Source organism: Streptomyces sp. cf386 (assembly GCF_900103585.1).
Classification (GTDB): Bacteria; Actinomycetota; Actinomycetes; order Streptomycetales; family Streptomycetaceae; genus Streptomyces.
The window spans coordinates 104,250-129,904 of sequence record NZ_FNHV01000006.1; the positions used below are offsets into that span (position 1 = coordinate 104,250).

Annotated in this window: 24 protein-coding genes and 1 tRNA gene; 3 read left to right on the top strand and 22 right to left on the bottom strand. The window is 69.3% G+C overall.

Going from position 1 to position 25,655, the window contains the following annotated elements; genetic code table 11:
- Positions 1–42 precede the first annotated feature (42 nt).
- The 19 genes from atpB to BLU79_RS16870 all read right to left on the bottom strand — a co-directional run bounded on the left by atpB (position 43) and on the right by BLU79_RS16870 (position 22,194).
- Positions 43–813: a F0F1 ATP synthase subunit A gene (gene atpB / locus BLU79_RS16780; RefSeq protein WP_093906589.1), complete on the bottom strand. Its 771-nt coding sequence runs from the start codon at positions 811–813 to the stop codon at positions 43–45.
- A gap of 273 nt (positions 814–1,086) precedes the next feature.
- Positions 1,087–1,521, bottom strand: coding sequence for a Cg1360 family ATP-synthase-associated protein (locus BLU79_RS16785; protein ID WP_093906590.1), 435 nt, complete (start codon positions 1,519–1,521; stop codon positions 1,087–1,089).
- A 318-nt stretch (positions 1,522–1,839) separates the two neighbouring features.
- Positions 1,840–3,207: an MraY family glycosyltransferase gene (locus tag BLU79_RS16790; protein ID WP_093906591.1), complete on the bottom strand. Its 1,368-nt coding sequence runs from the start codon at positions 3,205–3,207 to the stop codon at positions 1,840–1,842.
- 225 nt (positions 3,208–3,432) lie between these two features.
- Positions 3,433–3,948 carry a hypothetical protein gene (locus BLU79_RS16795; protein WP_093906592.1) on the bottom strand — a complete coding sequence of 172 codons (516 nt, stop codon included), beginning with the start codon at positions 3,946–3,948 and terminating at the stop codon, positions 3,433–3,435.
- Positions 3,949–4,008: 60 nt separating this feature from the next.
- A complete protein-coding gene (gene glyA, locus BLU79_RS16800) occupies positions 4,009–5,247 on the bottom strand; it encodes a serine hydroxymethyltransferase (protein WP_093906593.1) in 1,239 nt (412 codons plus the stop codon).
- Between the two features lie 115 nt (positions 5,248–5,362).
- The gene (locus tag BLU79_RS16805) at positions 5,363–6,043 is read right to left on the bottom strand and encodes an arsenate reductase/protein-tyrosine-phosphatase family protein (protein WP_093906594.1); all 681 of its coding nucleotides are present in this window, start codon (positions 6,041–6,043) and stop codon (positions 5,363–5,365) included.
- The gene (locus BLU79_RS16810; RefSeq protein ID WP_093906595.1) at positions 6,040–6,687 is read right to left on the bottom strand and encodes an L-threonylcarbamoyladenylate synthase; all 648 of its coding nucleotides are present in this window, start codon (positions 6,685–6,687) and stop codon (positions 6,040–6,042) included. Before BLU79_RS16810 ends, BLU79_RS16805 begins: the two co-directional genes overlap by 4 nt.
- A gap of 61 nt (positions 6,688–6,748) precedes the next feature.
- Entirely contained in the window at positions 6,749–7,588 is an 840-nt protein-coding gene (gene prmC, locus BLU79_RS16815; RefSeq protein ID WP_093906596.1) for a peptide chain release factor N(5)-glutamine methyltransferase, read from the bottom strand.
- Positions 7,589–7,682: 94 nt separating this feature from the next.
- Entirely contained in the window at positions 7,683–8,759 is a 1,077-nt protein-coding gene (gene prfA, locus BLU79_RS16820) for a peptide chain release factor 1 (RefSeq protein WP_093906597.1), read from the bottom strand.
- Between the two features lie 105 nt (positions 8,760–8,864).
- Entirely contained in the window at positions 8,865–9,089 is a 225-nt protein-coding gene (gene rpmE, locus BLU79_RS16825; RefSeq protein WP_093906598.1) for a 50S ribosomal protein L31, read from the bottom strand.
- A gap of 171 nt (positions 9,090–9,260) precedes the next feature.
- Positions 9,261–10,397 (bottom strand): LCP family protein, encoded by a 1,137-nt coding sequence (locus BLU79_RS16830; protein ID WP_093906599.1) that lies wholly within the window; start codon positions 10,395–10,397, stop codon positions 9,261–9,263.
- 205 nt (positions 10,398–10,602) lie between these two features.
- Positions 10,603–12,384 carry a trypsin-like serine protease gene (locus BLU79_RS16835; protein ID WP_093906925.1) on the bottom strand — a complete coding sequence of 594 codons (1,782 nt, stop codon included), beginning with the start codon at positions 12,382–12,384 and terminating at the stop codon, positions 10,603–10,605.
- 165 nt (positions 12,385–12,549) lie between these two features.
- The gene (gene rho, locus BLU79_RS16840) at positions 12,550–14,541 is read right to left on the bottom strand and encodes a transcription termination factor Rho (RefSeq protein ID WP_093906600.1); all 1,992 of its coding nucleotides are present in this window, start codon (positions 14,539–14,541) and stop codon (positions 12,550–12,552) included.
- A gap of 408 nt (positions 14,542–14,949) precedes the next feature.
- Positions 14,950–15,867 (bottom strand): homoserine kinase, encoded by a 918-nt coding sequence (thrB, locus tag BLU79_RS16845; protein WP_093906601.1) that lies wholly within the window; start codon positions 15,865–15,867, stop codon positions 14,950–14,952.
- Positions 15,868–16,229: 362 nt separating this feature from the next.
- Entirely contained in the window at positions 16,230–17,288 is a 1,059-nt protein-coding gene (gene thrC, locus BLU79_RS16850) for a threonine synthase (protein WP_093906602.1), read from the bottom strand.
- Between the two features lie 6 nt (positions 17,289–17,294).
- The gene (locus BLU79_RS16855; protein WP_093906926.1) at positions 17,295–18,584 is read right to left on the bottom strand and encodes a homoserine dehydrogenase; all 1,290 of its coding nucleotides are present in this window, start codon (positions 18,582–18,584) and stop codon (positions 17,295–17,297) included.
- Between the two features lie 161 nt (positions 18,585–18,745).
- On the bottom strand, positions 18,746–20,137 hold the full coding sequence (gene lysA, locus BLU79_RS16860; protein ID WP_093906603.1) for a diaminopimelate decarboxylase: 1,392 nt from the start codon (positions 20,135–20,137) through the stop codon (positions 18,746–18,748).
- A gap of 20 nt (positions 20,138–20,157) precedes the next feature.
- Entirely contained in the window at positions 20,158–21,390 is a 1,233-nt protein-coding gene (gene nrtL / locus BLU79_RS16865; RefSeq protein WP_093906604.1) for an ArgS-related anticodon-binding protein NrtL, read from the bottom strand.
- Between the two features lie 297 nt (positions 21,391–21,687).
- Positions 21,688–22,194: a response regulator gene (locus tag BLU79_RS16870; RefSeq protein ID WP_256333349.1), complete on the bottom strand. Its 507-nt coding sequence runs from the start codon at positions 22,192–22,194 to the stop codon at positions 21,688–21,690.
- Positions 22,195–22,366: 172 nt separating this feature from the next.
- Here BLU79_RS16870 and BLU79_RS16875 point away from each other — a divergent pair.
- Positions 22,367–22,438 (top strand) — tRNA-Arg (locus BLU79_RS16875).
- 73 nt (positions 22,439–22,511) lie between these two features.
- Here BLU79_RS16875 and BLU79_RS48250 read toward each other — a convergent pair.
- The 3 genes from BLU79_RS48250 to BLU79_RS16890 all read right to left on the bottom strand — a co-directional run bounded on the left by BLU79_RS48250 (position 22,512) and on the right by BLU79_RS16890 (position 24,538).
- Positions 22,512–23,207, bottom strand: coding sequence for a hypothetical protein (locus BLU79_RS48250; protein ID WP_177001046.1), 696 nt, complete (start codon positions 23,205–23,207; stop codon positions 22,512–22,514).
- Between the two features lie 95 nt (positions 23,208–23,302).
- Entirely contained in the window at positions 23,303–23,974 is a 672-nt protein-coding gene (locus BLU79_RS16885; protein ID WP_093906606.1) for a maleylpyruvate isomerase family mycothiol-dependent enzyme, read from the bottom strand.
- Between the two features lie 54 nt (positions 23,975–24,028).
- On the bottom strand, positions 24,029–24,538 hold the full coding sequence (locus BLU79_RS16890; protein WP_093906607.1) for a GNAT family N-acetyltransferase: 510 nt from the start codon (positions 24,536–24,538) through the stop codon (positions 24,029–24,031).
- 322 nt (positions 24,539–24,860) lie between these two features.
- Here BLU79_RS16890 and BLU79_RS16895 point away from each other — a divergent pair, with 322 nt between their 5' ends.
- Entirely contained in the window at positions 24,861–25,505 is a 645-nt protein-coding gene (locus BLU79_RS16895) for a hypothetical protein (RefSeq protein ID WP_093906608.1), read from the top strand.
- Entirely contained in the window at positions 25,502–25,642 is a 141-nt protein-coding gene (locus tag BLU79_RS48255) for a hypothetical protein (protein ID WP_177001047.1), read from the top strand. Before BLU79_RS16895 ends, BLU79_RS48255 begins: the two co-directional genes overlap by 4 nt.
- Positions 25,643–25,655 lie beyond the last annotated feature (13 nt).

Here is a 25,655-nt window from a genome sequence, read left to right on the forward strand (position 1 = left end):
TTGGCCACCGGACGTTCTTGGGGGCTTGTGGTGCTGCGGGGCTCAGTGGTGCTCGGCGAGAGCGCCCTGGATGTACGAACAGGCCAGCAGCACGAAGACGTACGCCTGAACGGCCTGCACGAAGAGCTCGAAGAGGATCATGACCATGGTCATGACGAAAGAGACACCGGCCGCCGGGATCATCCAGCTGTTCAGCAAGTACCAGGAGGCGACGGTGAACATGACCAGCATCAGGTGGCCGGCGAACATGTTGGCGAAGAGTCGGACCGCGTGCGTGAACGGGCGGACCAGCAGGTTCGAGAAGAACTCGATGACCATCACGAGCGGCAGCACCGCACCGAGCGACTTGTCGTAGCCGGTGACGTTCTTGAAGAAGCCGACGAAGCCGTGCCGCTTGAAGGTCACCGAGACCCAGATGAGCCACACGATGGCGGCCAGCACCATCGGGAACGCGATGATCGACGAGACCGGGAACTGGGCCAGCGGGATCACGGACCAGATGTTCATGATCCAGATGAAGAAGAAGAGCGAGACCATGAACGGGACGTACTTCTCGCCCTCACGCTTGCCGAGGGTCTCGTAGACGATGCCGCGGCGTACGAAGTCGTAACCGGCTTCGCCGACCATCTGCAGCTTGCCGGGGACCACCTTCGCCTTGCCGAAAGCTGCCCAGAAGAAGGTGATGACGAGCAGGGTGGTGATGAGCGCGAGCAGCATCACCTTGTTGAACTCGAACCCGCCGACCTCGGCAATCGGCTTGAAGAGGAACGAGTGCAGGCCCGGAGCCGGGAAGCCGCAGCCGTTGTCGGACATGATCCGACAGCTCCAGTCAAAGGCGAGCTGGGTCTGGTCAGCACTCACCACGGGCTCCTTCGGCGTGACGCATGGGTACGGCAACCTCGTTGTGTCGGCGCGGCGCGCAGCCGCGGTTCGGCACGGGACTGGTGTTACGGATGTGGGGGCGGCTGAGGGGCATCGAGCCTCGCGAATGAGCAGGCGTCAGCTCAGATGCCTGCGCCCGCGATGCCGCAGTTGGCACCGGACGATAGCAGGACTTCTCATACGCACTTATCCCGGCCCTACCCCTCACGACGAGTGCCCCGATTTTTCGGGCTTGCCGCCCGAGGAGTCGGGTTCGACGTAGAGGATCTTGGCCTTCATGTGAGCGCGCGTCTGAGCGCCGATCCACGCGAGAGTGGTGGCGATGAGCGTGATCGCGAAGGCCTTGGGGTGGAACAGCGTGGTGTCCCTGAACACGCTCAGGAAGACGAACAGCAGCAGGATCTGCGCCGCGTAAAGCATCAGGCCCATCATCTGGAACAGATGCGGAAGCGATTTGGCGGTTCGCTGCAGAACGTAAAGCCCGATACCCATGAAGAGGATCGTGAGCACCGTCGCCACGACCGCCCCGATCGCCCCTTTACCGCCGACAACCACACCGCTGACGACGGCGGCGATCGCGCCGACGGCGGCTGTGGGCACAGCGGCCTGAAGCAAGATCCGGACGTCATTGGACGGCATGGCGGCAGCTCCGCTTTCACGGTGGGGGCAGGGGTGTCGTCATGGACGAGCGTAGTCCCCGGGTTGAGATGAGGACCTCACGCCAATGGACCGTCGCACTACGGCCCTTCGGCTCTATCCGGGGTTCTCGTGAACCGTATCACAAACTATTTGATGAGGTCTTTACCTGGAGGTGTGCTCGGTGTCACACATGAGAGTGACCGTGCGCGTCTGTGCAGAAACCCGGCCGACTTGTCTGGTAATGGGGAACTTCGTTCCCCCATGACTTGGCAATGCTCTAGTCAGATTCTTACCTTGGGAGCTCTCTTACCTTGACCGTCAGCGCGACGTTCCGGCTTTACGCCGGTCCAGGAGCCGCGAACGGGCGCCGATCGCGGTCGCTCCGTTGACGCGCGAGACGCCGGCGGCGACCGGTGTGCGGGGCTCCTCACCGGACGGGGTGCCCGCCGGGGTGTCCGCCGCTGTCTCGGCGGAGGCGGTCTGCGGTGTCGTGGCAGCCGGTTCCGCGACGGCACCGCGGCGGCGGTAGCGCGGCGGCACGAAGGCCTCGGCCCAGCGCGGGGCGCGCGGCGTGAAGCGGGGCAGCAGGAGCAGGATCAGGCCGATGGCGCTCAGGAACACCACGCCCAGCACGATCCACATGGACGCCGAGTTCACGGAGTAGGCGAGCGCGCCGAAGGCGATCAGGGCCGACCAGAAGTACATGATCAGCACCGCGCGGCTGTGGGAGTGGCCGATCTCCAGCAGGCGGTGGTGCAGATGGCCGCGGTCGGCGGCGAACGGCGACTGGCCGCGCCACGTGCGGCGCACGATCGCCAGTACCAGGTCGGCGGCCGGGATCGCGATGATCGTCAGCGGCAGCAGCAGCGGGATGTAGACCGGGACCGTCGCGTGCACGGCCTGCTTCTCGCTGCCGTCCATGAACAGCTTCAGCGCGTCCGGGTCGACCTGCCCGGTGATGGAGATGGCACCCGCGGCGAGCACCAGGCCGATCAGCATCGAGCCGGAGTCGCCCATGAAGATCCGCGCGGGGTGCATGTTGTGCGGCAGGAAGCCCAGGCACATGCCCATCAGGATCGCCGAGAACAACGTGGCGGGGGCGGCGGCCTCGATGCCGTACGACACCCAGACGCGGTACGCGTAGAGGAAGAAGGCGGCCGAGGCGATGCAGACCATGCCGGCCGCGAGGCCGTCCAGGCCGTCGACGAAGTTGACCGCGTTGATGGTGATCACGACCAGGGCGACGGTGAGGAGGGTGCCCTGCCACTGGGTCAGGGCGACCGAGCCGAAGCCGGGGATGGGCAGCCACAGGATCGTCAGACCCTGCATGACCATGACGCCGGCGGCGATCATCTGGCCGCCCAGCTTGATCAGGGCGTCGATCTCGAACTTGTCGTCCAGGACGCCGATCAGCCAGATGAGCGCCGCTCCGGAGAGCAGCGCCCGCGGTTCGTTGGACCTCTCGAAGACCGTACTGAGGTTGGTGAGGTGGTCGGCGACCAGCAGGCCCGCGCACAGGCCGAAGAACATCGCGATACCGCCGAGCCGCGGAGTGGGTTCCCGGTGCACGTCACGTGCCCGGATCTCCGGCATCGCTCCGGCCACGATCGCGAATTTCCGCACCGGCCCTGTCAGCAGATACGTCACCGCGGCCGTGATGCAGAGCGTCAGCAGGTATTCACGCACGGGCTTCCCCACAAGTCTCGCTGGCCATCTCAGCCCCACACCCTAGCGATGGACTCATACACGGCGCATATGTGCGGGGACTACCGGGTAGCGACGATGGTTGCACGTGTGGCTGTGCGCGTGGGTGTACGGGGGAGCGCCTACCCCCTTTCGCACGGGTTACGGCGCAAAAGCACGGGCCGGGCCCTGGGGCACCGGACCCGGCCTGGACCTCGGACGCGGACCTCAGCTGAGCAGCGGAGAACCGGTCAGCTGCCACGGTTCCTGCCAGCCCTCGCCGTCGCCGTCGATGTCCCACTGCACCTGGCCGTCGGACGACCAGTACAGGTCGCCGTCCCAGTTGCTGCGGGGGGTGTTGCACCGCGCGGTGGCCGCCCACAGGTCGTTGGCGGATGCCGTGTAGTCGCAGGTGTAGTTCCGGTTGATGTAGTCGACGCCGCCCGACGAGAAGCGGTACTCCAGCCGGGAGTTCACCCTGAATCCGTCGAACTTCCTGCCGACCGCCGCGGCCGGGGTGGTCGCCGACCAGTTGATCCGCACCTGGGAGTAGACCTCGTTGTCGGTGGTGCGGAAGACGCAGAGGTACAGGTCGAGGTCGAGGTCGGACTTGTTCGGCAGGACGACCCGCTTCTCCTGAGGACTGGAGGTGCAGGCGTCCGTGGCCGCCTGGGCGGGCGGTGCGGAGAGGCCGAGGACGGCGAGTGTCACGGCTATCGGGGCCGCGATGTGTCTCTTCTTCATCCGCAGATGATGGGACCCACCGCGTAGGCCGCTCAAGGGATTTACGCAACGGACACGGCGTCAGGCGGGATACGGCGGGAAGGCCGTCACCAGTTCCCGCACCTCGTCACGGCCCCGCTTGCCCTCGACCTGGCCGGACAGCACGCTCACCATCAGGGCCGCGATCCTCGCCATCTCCTCCTCCCCCATGCCCTGGGTGGTCACGGCCGCCGTGCCGAGGCGCAGGCCACGGGCGTCGCCGTGCGGCAGCGCGCAGCAGTCCAGCACGATCCCGGCCGCCGCGAGCCGCCCGCGCGCGGTGCGGCCGTCGAGGCCGAGCGGCGCGGGGTCGGCGGTGATGAGGTGGGTGTCGGTGCCACCGGTGGTGACGACCAGCCCCTCCGCGGCCAGCGTGGCCGCAAGGAGCCTCGCGTTGGCGACCACCTGATGGGCGTACGCCGCGAACGCCGGTGTCGCCGCCTCGCCGAACGCCACGGCCTTGGCGGCGATGGTGTGCATCTGCGCACCACCCTGGGTGAACGGAAAGACGGCGCGGTCGACGCGCTCGGCGAGATCCGACCCGCACAGGATCATGCCGCCGCGCGGGCCGCGGAGCACCTTGTGGGTGGTGGCGCACACCACATCGGCGTACGGCACCGGGTTCGGCGCCGCTCCCCCGGCGACGAGCCCCATGGGGTGGGCGGCGTCGGCGATGAGGTACGCGCCCACCTCGTCGGCGACCGCGCGGAAGAAGGCGTAGTCGATGTGCCGGGGATAGGCGATGGATCCGCACACGATCGCCTTGGGCCGGTGGCTCAGGGCCAGGGTGCGCACCTGGTCGTGGTCGATGAGCCCGGTCTCCGCGTCGACGCCGTAGGGGACGAAGTCGAACCAGCGGCCGGAGAAGTTCGCGGGCGAGCCGTGGGTGAGGTGGCCGCCGTACGGCAGCCCGAGGGCGAGCACGGTGTCGCCGGGCCGCAGCAGGGCGGCGTAGGCGGCGAGGACGGCCGAAGACCCCGAGTGGGACTGCACATTGGCGTGCTCGGCCCCGAACAGCAGCTTGGCCCGCTCCACGGCGAGCCGTTCGGCGACGTCGACCATCTCGCACCCGCCGTGGTACCGGGTGCCCGGATACCCCTCCGCGTACTTGTTGGCGAGCGGCGACCCGAGAGCCGCCAGCACGGCCGGCGACGTGAAGTTCTCGGCGGCGATGAGCTGGAGCGTCGTCGACTGCCGGTCGAGCTCCCCGAGCAGGATGTCGGCGAGCTGCGGGTCCTGCCGGCGCAGGACGTCGGCCTCGATGGCATGGGTGACCGTCATGGTGGGCTCCGGGCGTGCGTCGACGGTGACGTACGTCCAATGTAGGCCCGGGTCGGCGGGGACGCCCGGTTGTTGCGTCCGCACAGGTACTCCGGTGAGCGCCGCGGCCCTCGCGTCAGGCCCGCGCGGCAACCCCCGTCAACGCCGTCACCACCGGATCCAGCGCCTCATGTATCTCGTCCCCCACCGACCGGAAGAACGGCAACGGTGCCCCGTACGGGTCGTACACCTCGTCCGCCTCCGCCGTCGGCGCGAGGAGCCACCCGCGTAGAGCCGCCGCCGCACGGACCAGGGCGCGTGCGCGGATGACCACGCCGTCCTCCAGCGGGGGCAGCGTCGCGGGGTCTATCGCCTTCACCAGGCGGGTGAACTCCTTCAGCGTGAAGGTGCGCAGGCCCGCCGAGTGGCCCATCGAGATGACCTGGGCGCGGTGGTCGCGGGTGGCCGTCAGGACCAGGTCGGCCCGGATGACGTGCTCGTCGAGGAGCTCGCGGCCGGTGAAGCCGGAGGCGTCCGCGCCGAAGTCGGCGAGGACGGTCTCCGCGTTGGATTCCATGGGCGCGCCCTCATGGCCCCAGGTGCCCGCGCTCTCCACGATCACCCCGCCGCCGAGCACACCGAGCCGCTGCGCCACGAAATGACGGGTCAGCCGCTCGGTGATCGGCGAGCGGCACACGTTGCCGGTGCTGACGTGGAGGATGCGGAAGCTGTCGCGCGGTAGCCCGACGAAGGTCGTCGTGATCTCCGCGGCACGTTCCCCGTTGCCTATGCCACGCCCCGCTTCAGGGGCTGTCAATTGGCCACCTCGAGGTCGGGTACGACCTTGCGCAGCTCCTCGGCCGAGATGGCGCCCGCGCGCAGGAGGAGCGGGATCTCGCGGGTGACGTCGACGATCGAGGACGGGACGTTCCCGGGCGTCGGGCCGCCGTCCAGGTAGACGGAGACCGAGTCGCCGAGCATCTCCTGCGCGGCGTCACAGTCCTCGGGCGCGGGGTGGCCCGTCAGGTTCGCCGAGGAGACGGCCATGGGGCCGACCTCGGTGAGCAGCTCGATGGCGATCGGGTGCAGTGGCATGCGCACGGCAACCGTGCCCCGGGTGTCGCCCAGGTCCCACTGCAGCGACGGCTGGTGCTTGGCGACCAGCGTCAGCGCGCCCGGCCAGAACGCGTCCACCAGCTCCCAGGCCAGCTCGGAGAAGTCGGTGACGAGACCGTGGAGCGTGTTCGGGGACCCGATCAGCACAGGGGTGGGCATGGTGCGGCCCCGCCCCTTGGCCTCCAGCAGATCGCCGACGGCCTCCTTGGTGAACGCGTCGGCGCCGATGCCGTACACCGTGTCGGTCGGGAGGACCACGAGCTCGCCACGGCGGACGGCGGACGCTGCTTCACGCAGACCGGTCGTGCGGTCGGTCGCGTCGTTGGTGTCGTATCGCCGTGCCATATCTAGCGGGCCTCCTCGTACACGAAGTACACGTGCTGCGGGACTGAAGTGCGGGGGGCGGTCACGGCAGCGCCTTGCGGGCGGTCGCGAACCTCGGGCGGTTGTTGAGGTCGGGGTGGTCGGCCGCGTCGGCCCAGCCCCGCTCCTCGGTGAAGATCCACGGCACCTGGCCGCCCTGGGTGTCGGCGTGCTCGATGACGACGACACCGCCGGGGCGGAGCAGACGGTGTGCGGTCCGTTCCAGACCGCGGATGAGGTCGAGGCCGTCCTCCCCTGAGAACAGCGCGAGTTCGGGATCGTAGTCCCGCGCCTCGGGAGCGACGTACTCCCACTCGGTGAGCGGGATGTAGGGCGGGTTGGAGATGACCAGGTCGACCTGGCCGTCGAGGTCGGGGAAGGCGTCCAGGGCGTTGCCCTGCCGCAGGTCGACGCGCGAACCCTGCACGTTCTTCCGCGTCCACACCAGGGCGTCCTCGGACAGCTCCACGGCGTGCACACGCGAGCGCGGGACCTCCTGGGCGAGCGCGAGCGCGATGGCTCCGGAGCCGCTGCACAGGTCGACGATGCAGGGCTCGACGACGTCCATCGCGCGCACGGCGTCTATGGCCCAGCCGACCACCGACTCGGTCTCGGGGCGCGGCACGAACACCCCGGGCCCGACTTGGAGTTCGAGATAGCGGAAGTACGCCCGCCCGGTGATGTGCTGGAGCGGCTCGCGCTGCTCACGGCGGGCGATGACCTCCCAGTACCGGGCGTCGAAGTCCGCGTCCTTCACGGAGTGCAGCTCGCCCCGCTTCACGCCGTGCACGAACGCGGCGAGCTCCTCCGCGTCATTGCGCGGCGAGGGCACGCCGGCGTCTGCCAGCCGCTGGGTGGCCTGTGCCACCTCCGCGAGCAGCACGCTGCGGGGGCTTTGGGGTCGCCCCCCAAGAGATTGCTGCACGCATGTCCTCCGTGTCGTACTCGTGCGTACGTCCTTTACGTCCTGTACGCCCTTACGCAGCCGCCAGCTTCGCCGCCGAGTCCGCGTCGACGCAGGCCTGGATCACCGAGTCGAGGTCGCCGTCCAGGACCTGGTCCAGGTTGTAGGCCTTGAAGCCGACGCGGTGGTCCGAGATGCGATTCTCCGGGAAGTTGTAGGTACGGATCTTCTCGGAGCGGTCGACCGTGCGGACCTGGCTGCGGCGGGCGTCGGCGGCTTCCTTCTCCGCCTCCTCCTGCGCCGCGGCAAGCAGCCTGGAGCGCAGGATACGCATCGCCTGCTCCTTGTTCTGCAGCTGGCTCTTCTCGTTCTGGCAGGAGGCGACGACTCCGGTCGGAATGTGCGTGATGCGCACCGCGGAGTCGGTCGTGTTGACGGACTGTCCACCCGGGCCGGACGACCGGTACACGTCGATCCGGAGGTCGTTCGGGTTGATCTCGACGTCGATCTCCTCGGCCTCCGGCGTGACCAGCACACCGGCCGCGGAGGTGTGGATACGGCCCTGGGACTCGGTCGCCGGCACCCGCTGCACGCGGTGCACACCGCCCTCGTACTTCAGCCGGGCCCACACGCCCTGTCCGGGCTCGGTGGCGCCCTGGCCGCCCTTGGTCTTCACCGCGACCTGGACATCCTTGTAGCCGCCGAGCTCGGACTCGGTGGAGTCGATGATCTCGGTCTTCCAGCCGACGCGCTCCGCGTAGCGCAGGTACATGCGCAGCAGGTCGCCGGCGAACAGCGCCGACTCGTCGCCGCCCGCGCCCGCCTTGATCTCGAGGATGACGTCCTTGTCGTCGCTGGGGTCGCGTGGGACGAGCAGCAGACGGAGCTTCTCCGTCAGCTCCTCGCGCTGCTTGTCCAGCTCCTTGACCTCGGCGGCGAACTCCGGGTCGTCGGCGGCGAGTTCACGCGCCGTCTCGATGTCGTCGCCGGTCTGCTTCCAGGAGCGGTACGTGGCGACGATCGGGGTGAGCTCGGCGTAGCGCTTGTTCAGCTTGCGCGCGTTCGCCTGGTCGGCGTGGACCGACGGGTCGGCGAGCTTCGTCTCCAGGTCGGCGTGCTCAACGACCAGGTCCTCGACGGCCTCGAACATCTTGGGGCTCCTGTGTCCGTACGTGTGTGAAGGGCGGGCGACCAAAAACGCCGGTCCCGGCACGCCTGAGAAGGGCGTGGCCGTGGACCGGCGAAATGGGGCTCGCTACTTCTTGGAGCCGGCGGAAGCCTTGCCGAAGCGGGCCTCGAAGCGGGCCACACGGCCACCGGTGTCGAGGATCTTCTGCTTGCCCGTGTAGAACGGGTGGCACTCGGAGCAGACCTCGGCGCGGATGGTGCCGCTGGAGATCGTGCTACGGGTGGTGAACGACGCGCCACAGGTGCAGCTGACCTGCGTCTCGACGTACTCGGGGTGGATGTCGCGCTTCAAGGTGTCTCCTAGTTTCGGGAGGGCGCCGGGTCGCAGCCGCGGGATGCGGGAGCGTGAACCGGAGCCGACGTACCAGTCTGCCAGGACTGGGGCCATCCCCCAAAACCGGGGGTTCCTGTGATCTATTCCCTGCGGGCCGGTGGGGGCTTGTCGCGCAGTTCCCCGCGGCCCCTAATCGGCGTTTACGACGCCCTTGGCATCGCCTGTAGCCGTGCCTTCGGTGGCCGCCTTCGGGATGGCCTTGTCGTTCTTCAGGGCGTCCCACACCAACTGGGCCTTGGTCTTCGCCACCAGCACCCGGTTCAGGTCCGCCGGGTCGTACCGGACCGGCATCGTGACCATGTTCATGTTCTTGGAGCTGATGCCCTTGAGGCCGCCCGCGAAGGACATGAGCTTGTTGACCGAGCCGAGGTCGGAGTCGGTCGTGACCGTCTTGGTGGCGGTGTTGGCCAGGTCGTAGAGCCTCTTGGGGTTGCCGAAGAGGTTGATGTCCTTGACCTGGTTGATCAGGGCCTTGATGAAGGCCTGCTGGAGCTGGATGCGGCCGAGGTCGGAGCCGTCGCCGACGCCGTGCCGGGTGCGGACCAGGCCGAGGGCCTGCTTGCCGGTGAGCTGGTGGGTGCCGGCCTTGAGGTTGAGGTGGCTGTCGGGGTCGTTGATGTTCTTGGTGGTGGTGACCTCGACGCCGCCGAGCTCGTCGATCAGCTTCTGGAAGCCGGAGAAGTCGACCTCCAGGTAGTGGTCCATGCGGATGCCGCTGAGGGACTCGACGGTCTTCACCGCGCAGGCGGCGCCGCCCGTGCCGTACGCCTCGTTGAACATGACGCCGGACGCGGCGTCGTGCGTGGTCCCGTTCGCGTCGGTGCACTTGGGGCGGTCGACCAGGGTGTCGCGCGGGATGGAGACCACGCTGGCCTTCTTGTGGCCCTCGTAGACGTGGACGACCATCGCCGTGTCCGAGCGGGCGCTGCCGTCGTCGGTGCCGCCGCCGACCTTCTTGTTGTTGCCGGAGCGGGTGTCGGAGCCGAGGACGAGGATGTTCTCCGAGCCGTTGTCGACCTTCTCGGGGCGGTCGGTGCCGAGGGCCTGGTCGATGTCGACACTCTTGATGTTGCCGTTGAGCTTGAAGTACAGGTACCCGGCGCCGGTGCCCCCCAGGACGACGATGCCCGCTGCCGTCCAGGCCATGACCATCAGGCCCTTGCGTTTGTCGCGGGGCTTGCGACGGCGGCCCTTGGCGCGATGGCGTGGACCTGCGGTGCCGGCCTCACCCGGTATGGCGGGTTCCGGCGTGCTCTCGGCGGACATGTGCTCCTCGGTTCTCGTCCGGTCGGTTACCCCCTGCATCAAGGGTCAGGCGTGGCCATTTGGCGCGTACCACACCATCGTGACCCCGTCCGGTCAGACGGGGAAACTCGGAGAAGGGTTGCACAACGGACCGTGCCCACCGCCGAGGAGCGGTGGGCACGGTCCGTGGTCGGTGATCCCGGGTGGTCCCGTCTCACCTGCGATTTCAGCCGAAGATGTCGTACTGCTTGAAATCCGTGCCGACGGACTTCGGTGTGGCAAAGATCTCGCTCGTGGCCTTTCCGGTGCCCGGGTACAGGTAGAGCGTGCCGGAGGAGTTGCGGGCCAGGAAGTCGGCCTTGCCGTCGCCGGTGACGTCGCCGACGGCGTCGAAGCCGTTGTACGTCGCCCACGTGCGGACCTTGACGCGGGTGGCGAAGGCGCCGGTGCCGGACTTGCCGGTGCCCTTGAACAGGTAGATGTAGCCGCCGGACGAGCTGCGCGCGATCAGGTCGGTCTTGCCGTCGCCGGTGAAGTCACCGTGTCCGCGCAGGGAGTTGTACTGGTTCCAGCCGGAGCCGACCTTCACCCGGGTCCCGAACGTGCCGTTGCCGTTGCCCGGGTAGATCCAGAGGTAGCCGCCGGAGTCGACCGAGAGCAGGTCGGGCTTGTAGTCGCCGGTGACATCACCCGGGACGACGATGCGGGTGCGGGTCTTCCAGTTGTCGGCGATCTGCTTGGTGGCCCAGGTGCCGCTGGCCGGCACGTAGTGCGACCAGAACAGGTCGCCGTCGGCGCTGCGCCGGTACAGCAGGTCCTGGTAGCCGTCCCGGTCGAGGTCGGTCTGGAGGACGACGTTGACGCCGTCCCAGTTGCCCCAGGACTCGCGCGCGGCGAACGACGTGCCGTTGGAGTCCTTCGAGTACCCGGTCTTGGTGGAGGCGTTGCGCAGCCACAGGTCGGCCCGGTGGTCACCGCTGATGTTGGTGTCGTCGACCCGCGGGTAGGCGGCACCGACGTAGGAGCTGACCTTGGCGAAGACGCTGTACGCACCCTCGGCCACACAGTCCTGCACACCCCAGGAGACGACACCGACGATCCGGCCGTTCACGACGAGCGGCCCGCCGGAGTCACCGTTGCAGGCGGAGGTGGTCCCGCTGTCGCTGCCGCTGGCCGGCGTGCCCGCACAGACCATGTGGCCCTTGATGAACTCGCTGCCGTAGTAGCCGGTGCAGGTGCTGTCGGACTGGATCGGCAGTGTGGCCGTCTTCAGCGTGTCCGAGATGTCCTGGCTGGTGGAGCTGGTCCGGCCCCAGCCGTAGACCTTGGCGCTCGTCCCGGCGGCGTACGAGGCGGTGTCACCGGACGTCGTCATCCGGATCGGCGTCGCCTTGACCGGGTTGGCCAGGGTGACGACGGCGATGTCGTTGTCGATCGTCGTCGCGCTGTACGACGGGTGGTACCACTGCCGGTGCGGCAGCGTGACGGTGCCGCCGTGCAGGTCGCTGTTGCCGGCGTCGTCCGTGGTGGGCAGCTGGGCGGTGCCGGTGATGACGGCGCCGTAGTTGTACCAGTCGTAGCCCTTGACGCAGTGCGCGGCGGTGAGGATCTTCGTCGGCGCTACGACGGCGCCGCCGCAGAAGAACCCGAGGTCGTCGGCCTCGTCGGTGGTGCCCTGGTCGTCGTAGTACCAGAGCTGCGCCATCCAGGGCGCCGACGTGATGCTGGTCGTCGTGCCGCCGATGACCATGGGGCTCACGGTGGAGTCGTCGGAGGAGCCGCTGGTGCTCGCGCTGTACGACGACTTCTTCGCCGTCTCCCCCGCGGTGTCGTCACCGGCGACGGCACCCGCGACGCGCCGCTCCAGCTCGGCGAGCGAGGCGGAACTGGTGGCGGGCTTCACGGTGGGCTCGGGCAGCGCGGTCGCGGCATCCGCGGACGAGGTCAGCAGCGCGGCGGCAACGGCCGCGGCGAGGCCGGCGGCGGCGACGGGCAGCCCGAAACGTATCCGGCGTCTGTGACGACCGCTGCCGGACGGGGTGGTGGTCAAGAAGGTCCCCCCAGGGATGCATGAGTAGGAAGAGGCACACGAACACGCCCGTCCCTATCAGCGCCAAAAGGCCGCCCCACGTCACTGAATGACGTGGGGCGGCCTCGTTGGGACCGCTTGTGCTCAGTCGCCGTTTCCGGGCGTCGGCGTCGTCTTCTGAATCTGCAGCAGGAACTCGGCGTTCGACTTCGTCTGCTTCATCTTGTCGAGAAGCAGCTCGATCGCCTGCTGCGAGTCGAGCGCGTGCAGCACCCGGCGCAGCTTCCACACGATGGCCAGCTCGTCGCTGCCGAGCAGGATCTCTTCCTTACGGGTACCGGACGCGTCGACGTCCACCGCCGGGAAGATGCGCTTGTCCGCGAGCTTGCGGTCGAGCTTGAGCTCGGCGTTGCCGGTGCCCTTGAACTCCTCGAAGATGACCTCGTCCATGCGGGACCCGGTGTCCACCAGCGCGGTGGCGAGGATGGTCAGCGAGCCGCCGTCCTCGATGTTGCGGGCCGCACCGAAGAAGCGCTTCGGCGGGTACAGGGCGGTCGAGTCGACACCACCGGACAGGATGCGGCCGGAGGCCGGGGCGGCGAGGTTGTACGCACGGCCCAGACGCGTGATCGAGTCGAGCAGCACGACGACGTCGTGGCCCAGCTCCACCAGACGCTTGGCGCGCTCGATGGCGAGCTCGGCGACCGTGGTGTGGTCCTCGGCCGGACGGTCGAAGGTCGAGGAGATGACCTCGCCCTTGACCGACCGCTGCATGTCGGTGACCTCTTCCGGACGCTCGTCGACCAGGACGACCATCAGGTGGCACTCGGGGTTGTTGTGCGTGATCGCGTTGGCGATGGCCTGCATGATCATGGTCTTGCCGGTCTTCGGCGGGGCCACGATCAGACCGCGCTGGCCCTTACCGATCGGCGCGACGAGGTCGATGATGCGGGTGGTGAGGATGCCCGGGTCCGTCTCCAGACGGAGGCGGTCCTGCGGGTACAGCGGCGTCAGCTTGTTGAACTCCGGTCGTCCACGCCCGGATTCGGGCGCCATGCCGTTGACGGAGTCCAGGCGGACCAGCGCGTTGAACTTCTCGCGCCGCTCGCCTTCCTTGGGCTGACGGACCGCACCGGTGATGTGGTCACCCTTGCGCAGGCCGTTCTTGCGGACCTGGGCGAGGGAGACGTACACGTCGTTGGGACCCGGCAGGTAGCCCGACGTACGGATGAAGGCGTAGTTGTCGAGGATGTCCAGGATGCCCGCGACGGGGATCAGGACGTCGTCGTCGGCGACCTGCGGCTCCTGCACGTCGTCGCGGCCACGACGACCCCGGCGGTCGCGGTAACGCCCGCGACGGCCACGGCGGCCACCCTCGAAGTCGTCGTCGTCCTGCGGGCCGTTGTCACGCTGACGGTCCTGGCGGTCCTGACGGCCGCCGCCCTGCTGCTGGCCCTGCTGACGGTCCTGCTGGCGGTCCTGACGGCCGCCACCCTGCTGGTCGTCGCTCTTGCGGCGGTCACCGCGGTCACGGTCCCGGCCGCGGTCACGGCGGTCACGACCGCGGCGGCCCTCGCCGCCCTCACCGGCGTCGCCCTGCGACTGCGCGGGCGTCTCGGCCTTCGGCTCGCTCTTGGCCTCGGCGGCGACCGTCTCGGGCGCGGCGGCCGGGGCGCCCGCGTCGGCGGTGGCGCGGCGACGGCGGCGCTCGGCCGGCGCGTCCTCGCTGGCGGGCTGGCCGGGAATCTCGATCTGCTGCTGGGCCACGGCCTTCTCGGCGGGGGCCTCAGCCGCCTTCTCCGCCTTCTTCTCGGCGTCGTCGCCGGTACGGGCCTTGGAGGTGGCGCGGCGCTTGGGCTTGGTCTCGGTGGCGGACTCCGTCTTGGGAGCCGCGGCACCTCCCCCGGCCTGCGCCTCCTTGATGACCTCGATCAGCTGGCTCTTGCGCATGCGCGCGGTGCCCTTGATACCGAGGCCGGATGCGACCTGCTGCAGCTCTGCCAGCACCATGCCCTCGAGGCCGGTACCGCGGCGCCGCCGGGAGCCGGCACCGGTGGCAGGCGCGGAGGCGTCCGTGGCGGGCGCGGCAGCGGTCTCCTCGACACGTGCGCCCATCAGATCGGTGGTGTCGCTCACGAAGGGTCCTTCCCTGGAGCGGACGTCGGCCTGTCTGGCTCGGCGACCGTTTGTGCTGTCCGGCTTCGGTCCTTGGTGTGTGGACCGCGCCGGGGCGGTGGTCCGCCCATAGCGGCGGAGGAAATATCTGGGATGGCGCTTCCCAAAGCTGTGACACGGAGTGTCTGTGTCACGTGGCTTGGTCGCACCGGTTCCGGAGCGTGCCCGGCAAGTCGCTCAGTGCCCGCGTACGAGGTACTGCCCGCGTACGTCGTACGAAACACAGTGCGGCTTGGGAGGCTCCCGGAAGGATGTCTGTCCCGGACGGGGACACAAAGCACCTCGCCATGGTGGGGTCGGGTGCAGACTTGAGGTTAACACTACCGGATCCAACAAACATTCCCCCTCTCGAAATCCGGCAACCGTGTGTCAGGTCGCAAGCGGCAGCACGCTCGCTCCCTGGGCGTCGAGGTCGAGCCGGTTGGCGGCCCACCCCTCGCCTGCCAGATGGGCGACCTTGTCGGCACTGTCGTCATCGGCCAGTGCCAGAACGGTGGGGCCCGCGCCGGAGATGACCGCCGGGACTCCGTCGGCCCGCAGCCGCTCCACCAGCGCCGCGCTCTCGGGCATCGCCGGTGCGCGGTACTCCTGGTGGAGACGGTCCTCGGTGGCGGGCAGCAGCAGCTCGGGGCGCCTGGTCAGGGCCTCGACGAGCAGGGCGGCACGGCCCGCGTTGGTGGCGGCGTCGACATGCGGCACGGTGCGCGGGAGCAGTCCGCGTGCGGTCTCGGTGAGGACCGGCTTTCCGGGCACGAAAACCACCGGAACGATGGAATCGGCGGGATCCATCCTGATCGCCCGCGCGGCGCCGCCCTCCATCCAGGAGAGGGTGAAACCGCCGAGCAGACAGGCCGCCACGTTGTCGGGGTGCCCCTCGATCTCGGTCGCGAGCTCGAGCAGCGCGGCGTCGTCGAGCTTGGAGTCGCCGCCTATGGTCACGGCGCGTGCGGCGACGATGCCGGCGCAGATGGCGGCCGACGAGGAGCCGAGGCCGCGGCCGTGCGGGATGCGGTTGGCGCAGACGATCTCCAGTCCGCGCGGCTGGCCGCCGAGAAGGTCGAAGGCGGTACGCAGGGAACGTACGAGAAGGTGGTTTTCGTCACGTGGCAGCGTCTCGCTGCCCTCACCCGCGATGTCGATGTGCAGCCCGGAGTCGGCCACCCGGACGACGACGTCGTCGTAGAGCCCCAGCGACAGGCCTAGGGCGTCGAAGCCCGGGCCGAGGTTGGCGCTGGTGGCGGGGACGCGCACCCGGACGGCGGCGGCGCGGAACGCTGGACCGGCCATCGCTCGATGACTCTCCTTGAGCTGCGTGATTGTCGAAGACATTCGATGACGTACGACGGACCCTGGAGCCGCGGCCGGCCGCGAGGCCGGTGGCGTGCCCCTGCCGCTTCCGGGCCGCGGAGACGGCGCGGCCACGTGCCCCATGCGGAGGCATATGCGGCGGGCGGGTTCAGTACAGCCTATCGAAGGTAGGTTCTGTGGCGACATAGGGCGCACAGGAGGCGCACGATGCGTGTCGTAAGCCCCCTGTGCACCCCCCGTAGGGAAGTTCCCCAGGTGAGCGCCCTCTTACTCGCATACGCGAGCCTACTGCGACCGGGCGTGGCGTCGCTACGACGGGGTGTGGGCCCCCGTTCGTCCCTTTACGCCAGCCCGAGCCGCTCGGCCGCCGTCGCCGCGTCGACCGGGACGGTGACGGGCTGCGGGGCGCCGGCGACGGCCCAGTCGGGGTCCTTGAGGCCGTTACCGGTGACGGTGCACACGATCTTCTGCCCCGGGTCGACCTTGCCCTGCTCGGCGGCCTTCAGCAGACCGGCCACGGACGCGGCGGAGGCGGGCTCCACGAAGACGCCCTCCTGAGCGGCCAACAGCCGGTAGGCGCGCAGGATTTCACGGTCCGTCACCTCGTCGATGAACCCGCCGGACTCGTCCTTCGCCGCCAGGGCGAACTGCCAGGACGCCGGGTTGCCGATGCGGATGGCGGTGGCGATGGTCGACGGGTCCTTGACGATCTCGCCGCGCACGATGGGCGCGGAGCCGGAGGCCTGGAAACCCCACATGCGCGGGGTCTGCTTCGAGACACCGTCGGCGGCGTACTCCTTGTAGCCCTTCCAGTACGCGGTGATGTTGCCCGCGTTGCCCACCGGCAGGACGTGGATGTCGGGGGCGTCGCCCAGCATGTCCACGATCTCGAAGGCGGCCGTCTTCTGCCCCTCGATACGCACCGGGTTGACCGAATTGACCAGCGCCACAGGGTAGTTGTCGCTCAGGTCGCGGGCGAGCGTGAGGCAGTCGTCGAAGTTGCCGTCGACCTGGAGGATCTTCGCGCCGTGGACGAGGGCCTGCCCCATCTTGCCGAGCGCGATCTTGCCCTGCGGGACGAGAACGGCCGAAACCATGCCCGCGCGCACGGCGTAGGCGGCGGCCGAGGCGGAGGTGTTGCCGGTGGAGGCGCAGATGACCGCCTTGGCCCCCTCCTCCTTGGCCTTGCTGATGGCCATGGTCATACCGCGGTCCTTGAAGGACCCGGTCGGGTTCGCACCCTCCACCTTGAGGTGGACCTCGCAGCCCGTGCGCTCGGAGAGCACCTGCGCGGGCACGAGGGGCGTACCGCCCTCGCGGAGCGTCACGACCGGCGTGGTGTCGGAGACGGGCAGCCGGTCCCGGTACTCCTCGATGATTCCGCGCCACTGGTGGGTCATTGCTGGTTACTCTCCTTCAACCCGCATGATGCTGGCGACACCCCGCACGGTGTCGAGCTTGCGCAACGCCTCGACGGTCCCGCTGAGGGCCGCGTCGGACGCTCGGTGGGTGACGACGACGAGGGAGGCCTCGCCGTCCTTGCCCTGCTGACGCACCGTATCGATCGAGACTCCGTGCTCTGCGAACACGGTCGCCACCTGGGCGAGAACACCCGGTTTGTCGGCGACGTCGAGGCTGATGTGGTAGCGCGTGACGACCTCGCCCATGGGCGAGACGGGCAGGGCGGCGTACGCCGACTCGCCGGGCCCCGTTGCCCCGCTGAGTCGGTTGCGGCAGACGGCGACGAGGTCGCCGAGCACGGCGGACGCGGTCGGGGAGCCGCCCGCGCCGGGGCCGTAGAACATGAGCTGACCGGAGGCGTCCGACTCGACGAACACGGCGTTGTACGCGCCGCGCACGGAGGCGAGCGGATGGGTCAGCGGGATCATCGCGGGGTGCACGCGCGCGGTGACGGACGCCCCGTCCTCCGCCCGCTCGCAGATGGCGAGCAGCTTGATGGTGCAGCCCATCTCCCTGGCGGAGGCGAAGTCGGCCGAGGTCACCTCGGTCATGCCCTCGCGGTAGACGTCGTCGAGACGCACGCGCGTGTGGAAGGCGATACCGGCGAGGATCGCGGCCTTGGCGGCGGCGTCGAACCCTTCGACGTCGGCGGTCGGGTCGGCTTCCGCGTACCCCAGGGCGGTGGCCTCGTCGAGGGCCTCCTGATAACCGGCCCCGGTCGAGTCCATCTTGTCGAGGATGAAGTTCGTCGTCCCATTGACGATGCCGAGCACCCGGTTGACCTTGTCGCCGGCGAGGGACTCGCGCAGCGGGCGGATCAGCGGGATGGCTCCGGCGACGGCGGCCTCGTAGTAGAGGTCCTTGCTGTTCGCCTCGGCCACCGCGTGGAGGGCGGCCCCGTCCTGGGCGAGGAGCGCCTTGTTCGCGGACACGACGGACGCGCCGTGCTCGAAGGCGGTGGTGATGAGGGTGCGGGCGGGCTCGATGCCGCCGATGACCTCGACCACGACGTCGATGTCGCCGCGTTTGACGAGGGCGGTGGCGTCGGTGGTGACGAGCGCGGGGTCGATGCCCTCACGAACCTTGGAGGGACGCCGTACGGCCACGCCCGCGAGCTCGACGGGGGCCCCGATCCGGGCGGCGAGGTCGTCGGCGTGCGTCGTCATGATGCGCGCCACCTCTGAGCCGACCACTCCACAGCCCAGCAGCGCCACCTTCAGCGGACGCGTACGCATCATCCGACCTCGTTTCCTCATACCGTCTACGGTTGCACCAGTCTCACTCACCGGACGGGAGTTTCTGCCCTTCGTCCGGATCGTGAGACATCTATTTCATTTGTACAGGGGTGGAAGACAGGAGATCTTCCGCCCCGGATTCGGCCCGGATTCGGGGCGGGCTATCCGACGTCGAGACGCAGGAGGTCCTCCTCCGTCTCCCGGCGGACGATCACCCGGGACTCGCCGTCGTGCACGGCGACGACGGGCGGCCGGAGCACGTGGTTGTAGTTGCTGGCCATGGACCGGCAGTAGGCACCCGTGGCCGGTACGGCGATGAGGTCACCCGGTGCCAGGTCGGCCGGCAGAAACGCGTCCTTGACCACGATGTCCCCGCTCTCGCAGTGCTTGCCGACGACACGGGCGAGCATCGGCGCGGCATCGGAGACACGGGAGACGAGGGCGACGCTGTACTCCGCGTCGTACAGCGCCGTGCGAATGTTGTCGGACATGCCGCCGTCGACGGAGACGTACGTCCGCAGCCCGTCGAGAGGCTTGACGGTGCCGACCTCGTAGAGCGTGAAGGCGGTCGGACCGACGATGGCACGACCGGGCTCGACGGAGATGCGGGGCGTGCGCAGCTTGGCGCCCTCACACTCACGGGTGACGATCTCGGTGAGCGCCTTGGCGATCTCGTGAGGCTCGCGGGGGTCGTCGTCGCTGGTGTAGGCGATACCGAGGCCGCCCCCGAGGTCGATCTCGGGAAGCTCGACCCCGTGCTCGTCGCGGATGTCCTTGAGCAGCCCGACCACCCGATGCGCGGCGACCTCGAAGCCGGACATGTCGAAGATCTGCGACCCGATGTGCGAGTGGATCCCGATCAGCTCCAGCCCGTCGAGCTGGAGCGCGCGGCGGACGGCCTCCGCAGCCTGACCGCCTGCGAGGGGGATGCCGAACTTCTGGTCCTCGTGGGCGGTGGCGATGAACTCGTGCGTGTGCGCTTCCACGCCGACGGTGATCCGGATCTGGACCCGCTGCCGCTTGCCGAGGGACTGCGCGATGTGGGCGACGCGCACGATCTCCTGGAAGGAGTCGAGAACGATCCGTCCGACGCCGTTCTCGATGGCCCTGGTGATCTCTTCCGTGGACTTGTTGTTGCCGTGGAAGGCGATGCGGTCGGCGGGCATGCCGGCGGAGAGGGCGGTGGCCAGCTCGCCGCCGGAGCAGACGTCGAGGTTGAGCCCCTCCTCGTGCAGCCAGCGCACGATGGCGCGGGAGAGGAACGCCTTGCCGGCGTAGAAGACGTCGGCGTCGGCCCCGAAGGCGCCGCGCCAGGCGCGGGCCCGGGCGCGGAAGTCGGCTTCGTCGAGGATGTAGGCGGGGGTGCCGTGCTGTTCGGCGAGGGTCTTCACGTCGACACCGCCCACGGTGACCGTGCCTTCGGCGTCACGGGCGACGGTCTGGGCCCACACCTTGGGGTCGAGGTCGTTGAGGTCGGCGGGCGGGGCGGAGTAGTGGCCCTCGGGGAGGACGTCGGCGTGACGGGGCCCGGCGGGGTGTGCGGAACGGCTCATCGGTCTTCTCTTCGGCTCTCTCAGAGGTGTTCGGGTGCGTCGATGCCGAGCAGGGACAGGCCACCGGCCAGCACCGTCCCGGCGGCTTCGGCAAGGGCGAGCCGGGCACGGTGGGCGGCCGAGGGTTTCTCCGCGCCTCGGGGGAGCACGGCGGGCAGCAGCGGGAGGACGGCATCGGCGACGGTGACGAGGTGCCGGGCGAGACGGTCGGGGGTGCGGTGGGCTGCGGATTGGGCCAGGACTCGGGGGTGGTCGGCGAGGAGGGGGAGGAGGGGGGTGGGGTGCGCGAGGGGGGCGGGGTGTCCGTCGTCGTGGGTGCGGTGCGCGTGGTTGGCGGGCTGGGGTTCGGTGGGCCGGGGCACGGTGGGCTGGGGCACGGTGGGGTGGGGCTCCACTGACCTCCGCTCCACGGCTCCGGGCTCGACGGACCCGAGTTCCAGCGGCCCGGCTTCCGCGGTGAAGCCCAGGTCGGCGGCGTTGCGGTGGAGGGCCCGGGTGCGGGCGTGGGCGTAGCGGACGCGGAAGAGGGGGTTGGTCTCGCGCTGGACGAGGTGCTCGTCGGTGATGCGGGGCCGGTCGTGGGCGGCCGGGTGGAGGAGGGCCCAGCGGGCGGCGTCACGGCCGAGCGGGAGGGGGTCGGCAGGGGCCGGCACCGGATGTACCCGGACGTTGAGCCGGGCGGGTGACTTCTGCGTGCGGTGCGCTTCGACTCGTACGCCCAGGATGTCGGTCCACCGCGACGGGAGCTCGGCCTCGCACCGGGTGCGGACGGCGGCCCCCTGCGATCGCAGGATCCGCGCGACGGCGTCCATCACGACCACGGCCCGCACCTCTGGCGGACAGGACAGTTGCACGAGGTCCGCGGAGGGTTCCGGGGCGAGCCCCTGGGCGTACTCGTAGGCGAGTCCCTGGGCGTACCCGTACCGGATGCCGCGCCGGAGGATCTCCTCGACGAGGGCGGTGGGCGCGGTGTCACGCAGGCTGATGTTGATGAACCCCGGCCCGGTGATGACGACGTCGCGTACGCCGTCGCTGTCGGCGAGCCGCGTCTTGAGGATCTCGGCGACGCGCAGGGGCGGCTGTCCGGCCGGGCGGGCGAGCTGGAGGGCGATGCTGGTGGCGTAGTCGCCACAGCCACCGGGCCCGGGAGCGGTGACGACGGCCCGCTCCGGCACGGCGACGTGCAGCTCCCCCTCGTCGACAGCGCGACGCACCGCGCACAGCACGGTACGGGAGAGCTCGACGGGGGTCACGGGACAAGCGTATGGGAGGAGGGGGGTGGGTATGCGAACGGGTTTGGCGGGGTCCCGCGATGTGGACGGCCGGGGGGGCGGTGGCGGCAGCGGGGTGAGCTGCGGGGACGGTGGCTGACGGCGGCGGAATGGGTCGGGGGCGGTGCCGGGGTGTTGGCCGGGAGCGTCAGTGGGATGTCAGCCGGGCGTCAGCGGGGGTGTCGGCCGGGGGCTGATGGGCTGCGGGCATGGGTGCTGATCGGCTGCGGACGTAGGTACGCCCCTGGGTGTTGGCTCGGGTGTGCCACGACCAGGGTGTCAGCCTCCGGTACGTCCGGCGGCCTCCTCGGCCCCGCAGACACTCCCGAGGACGGCCTCGCCGGCACTCCGGCGGTCGGCTCGACCGCCGCCGCCCCGGCCGCCCAGCTCGCCGCTCCCCTCGGCGACCCGGCTCCGCTCGATCAACCGCCGTACGAGACTGATGAGTTCAGCGGGTGCGAAGGGCTTGGCGAGGAAGGCGTCGACGCCGACGTCGAGGCCGCTGTCGACCTCGTGCTGAGCGCAGGCGCTGATGATGGCGACGGGAAGGTCGCGAGTACGGGGGTCGGAGCGGAGCCGAGCGGCGGTCCGCAGCCCGTCCAGGCGGGGCATGACCACATCCAGGGTGATCACATCGGGCCGCACCTGATGAACGACTTCCAGACACTCGGCACCATCGGCCGCGGTCACGACCTCAAGCCCCTCCAGCTCGAGATTGACCCTGATCAGCTGCCGGATGACCTTGTTGTCGTCCACAACAAGCACCCGGCCCGACGCGCCTGGCACAACTCGAGAGTAGGTCGGGACCGGCCACCGCGTCCGGGTTTTCCCGACTTCCACCCCCTGCGGGCGAGCCACCCCAGGTAGCGCCGGGTGCCACCACCCGAAAACCGTTCATGAACACCCCCCTGAAGCTGGTAGGGTTCTACCCGTCGCCGCCAAGCAAGGCGCCCGACACGCCCCCGTAGCTCAGGGGATAGAGCAACGGCCTCCGGAGCCGTGTGCGCAGGTTCGAATCCTGCCGGGGGCACTCCGGAAAGAACTCCCGACCTGGAGATATACGGGTCGGGAGTTTTTGCGTACACGCCAAAGCTCGAATGTGGTCAACGGCGCATCGAAACGCAAGCGGGCACAGTGAGGTGGCTTCCATTCCTGGATGGATAGACCTGGCGTACACGACGGCCGGTGGTGTCGTCGGCGCCGCTGTGACCAACTACCTGTCCAGGAACCAGGAGCGCCGGCAGCTGCGCGCAGCGGTCATGCAACAGCTCCTCCGCGTCGCGGCGGTGCGCGAGAGGGTATGCGACATCGTGCCGAGCCGGAGGGAGAGCTCGTCCCGGTACTTGGTCGGGGAACGACGGCTTGCCACGGCGCGTTTTGGCGTCACGGCGGTCTTGGAGGACGGCCGTGACGCCGAGCAGGCCCAGCGGGAGGCAATCTCGGAGTTTGTGGTGGCTGCGCTTTCGGCCGGTATACCGCGCAGGGTCATGGACTTCGCCGGAGGCGGCGAGGAACGTGCTGTGCAATGCGAGGTCATCGGACTGATTGATCTCCGCCTTGGCGGTGTCCTGGGTGAGTCTCTTGAAGAACTCATGGCGCAGAGCGAGGAATATCGGCAGGCGACAGCCCAACATCTGCTCCGGGCACTGTGGCACCCATGGCTGACGCGATTGCGGCTGCGTGCTCGCCTTCGCAGGTTGCGTCAAGACGTCGACGCGCTCCATCGCAGACAGGAAGCGGCGATGTCCCTCCTGGCTCAGCCGGCGCACATCGATTCCCTCGCCGAGCGACTCGGTCATCTGTCAGTTCAGGACCCTCAACGCGGCAACAACCCAGGACCCGCCGCATAGAGAGTGCCGCGTGATCGCCCTTCACACTCTGGCCGGCGAAGACGTCACACACGGTCCCTTCGCTGTGGCGGATGGGGCGGCCAGGGGCCGAGAGCGGGCAGTCCCTCCGCCGCCACCGGTGAGATCGTGGGCGTACGTCCGGCCAACCAGGCCGCCAGGTCGCGTACGTGTCCGGTGACCACTGTGCCCGGCCGCTCATCGCCGACGGACCATTGGTGGGCCACGTCCTCGGCACGCAGGCGTGTGCCTGTCGGGAGGCGGCCGAGGAGGAAGGCGATGGCATGGGCGGCCAGGTCTTCGGGCCAGTCGTCCGGCCGTACGCCGAGTTCCAGGTCGACCATGTGGATCCATACCTCGCGCCAGCGCGCGAAGACCGTGGCTGCGAGGTCCGCGTTGCGGAAGGTGACGGGACGGCTCCAGTCCACGTCGGCGGCGCGTGACCAGGCTGCTTCCAGCCCGGCCGTGTGAGCGGCGAGTTCCGCACGGTGCTCGGCGGCGCTGCGGCCCGCCGTGGCCTCGATGATCGCGTTGCGCTCGTCCACCCCGCGGTCGTAACCCGCCACGAGCTCACCGCGCAGGGCATGCTCCGCGAGACGGGCGAACATTCTCGCGTTGTCGGTGAGGTGCGCCAGGACGTGGCCGCGTGACCAGCCCGGAAGGGCGGATGCCTCGGCGACCTGCCGGTCGTTCAGGTCGGCCACGAGCCTTTGCAGCATCCCATGGGCTTCGATGACCGCTGCGACAGGAGGTTGCACGGCGCTCCGTCCGTCCTACAGTGCCGGGGGCTGGTTGGCGACAGCCGGGACCTGGGCGGCGAGTTCCCTGAGGGGCTCACCGCTCAGTCGGCACACCCTCCACTCGTCCAGGAAGTCCACGCCGAGCGACTTGTAGAAGTCGATCGTCGGCTCGTTCCAGGCCAGGACCCACCACTCGAAGCGCTCGTAGCCTCTCCGCTCGCAGATCGCGGCCAGGGAGGCCAGCAGGGCCTTGCCATGTCCGCCGCCTCGGGCCTGCGGCCGTACGTAGAGGTCCTCCAGGTGCATGCCGCGGGTGCCGGTCCAGGACGAGAAATGGGGGAACCACAGGGCATAGCCCACTGCCTCGCCCGTCTCGTCGTCCTCGGCGATCAGTGCGGAAGCAGCGGGATGTTCTCCGAACAACGCCTCGCGGAGCTGCTCCTCGGTCGCCCGGGCCTGGTCAACAGCCCGTTCGTACTCGGCTAGTTCGCGGATCATCGCGCGGATCTCCGCGACGTCGTTCTCAGTGGCGGCACGGATCATGCCGGAGATGATCGGTCACGGAACCGTGGTGTGTCCATCCAATTCCGCGGGTGTGGCCTCAGCCGGTGCCTCTGGCCGATGCCGGTGAGACGAATGCCGGACGACCCACACAGGTACGGCACATGGCGCCCAAATGTGTGTTTCGCGTAGGCCCGAGTCCGTTCGGATCTTTCCGCCGGGCGCGCGCAACCGGTGCTCCGTGCCATGGGTCGGACCGGTCGGACAGCCGGTCGACGGCACTCAAGTGCTCAGGGGGCGCGTGGTGCGAACGAGGCGAGGAAGAGGCAGAGGGAAAGGGAGAAAGAGAGGGAGACGGGGCGGGGTGGGACTGGCCGTCGGCTCGGTGGTCCTGGCGGTGGGGGCCGGGCTGCCGGCCTGGACGCCGGCCTCGGCGGCGGTGGTGGACGTCGACGGGATGCCGTCCGTCACGCTGCGGGCGGAACGCATGACAACAAGGCCGGCGCACCTGAACGCCGCGGACAACTCCGCCTATCTATCGTCGCCATCGCCTGCCGAACCGTCGAGCCTGTCGACGTGGGTCGGCAACGACGGCTCGACCGTTGAGGACCTGCCTACTCCGGTGGCGGTCAACGGCGGGTTCGGGCTGGAGCGGGTCCAGAAGACGAACACCTACCGGATCCGGCACTACGCGACCGGCGAGGTCGTACGGGTGGACCTGCCCGCGACCGACACCGCCACCCAGATATTCGCCGAGAACCGTCTGGTGACCCAGCGCGTGGTCGACGGCGAGAGAACCCTGCACCTTCTCGAGATCCCCGAGGGCGGCGGGCAGCCGACCGATCGTCAAGTGTCCGGAATCCTGAGCGACCTCGGCAACGCTGTTGCCAACGACGACGACGCCTTCGTCCACGGCACGACATCGGACGGCCGCGGCGGCGCGCTCCATTACAAGCCCGCGGGCGGCGATGCCGGGCGCACCGCGCTGCTTCGGGCGACGTGGTCGTGAAGTGGCCCCGGGTCCACGCCTCCCCGTTCGCCGAACCCGGTGCTGATACCCCGTTCGCGGGGACGCTGTCCGGCGCCCTGTTCGTGCTGGCGCTGGCCTGCGCGATCACCCTGCATTCCGTCGGCAGGAAGCGCTGACCGCACCCCACCC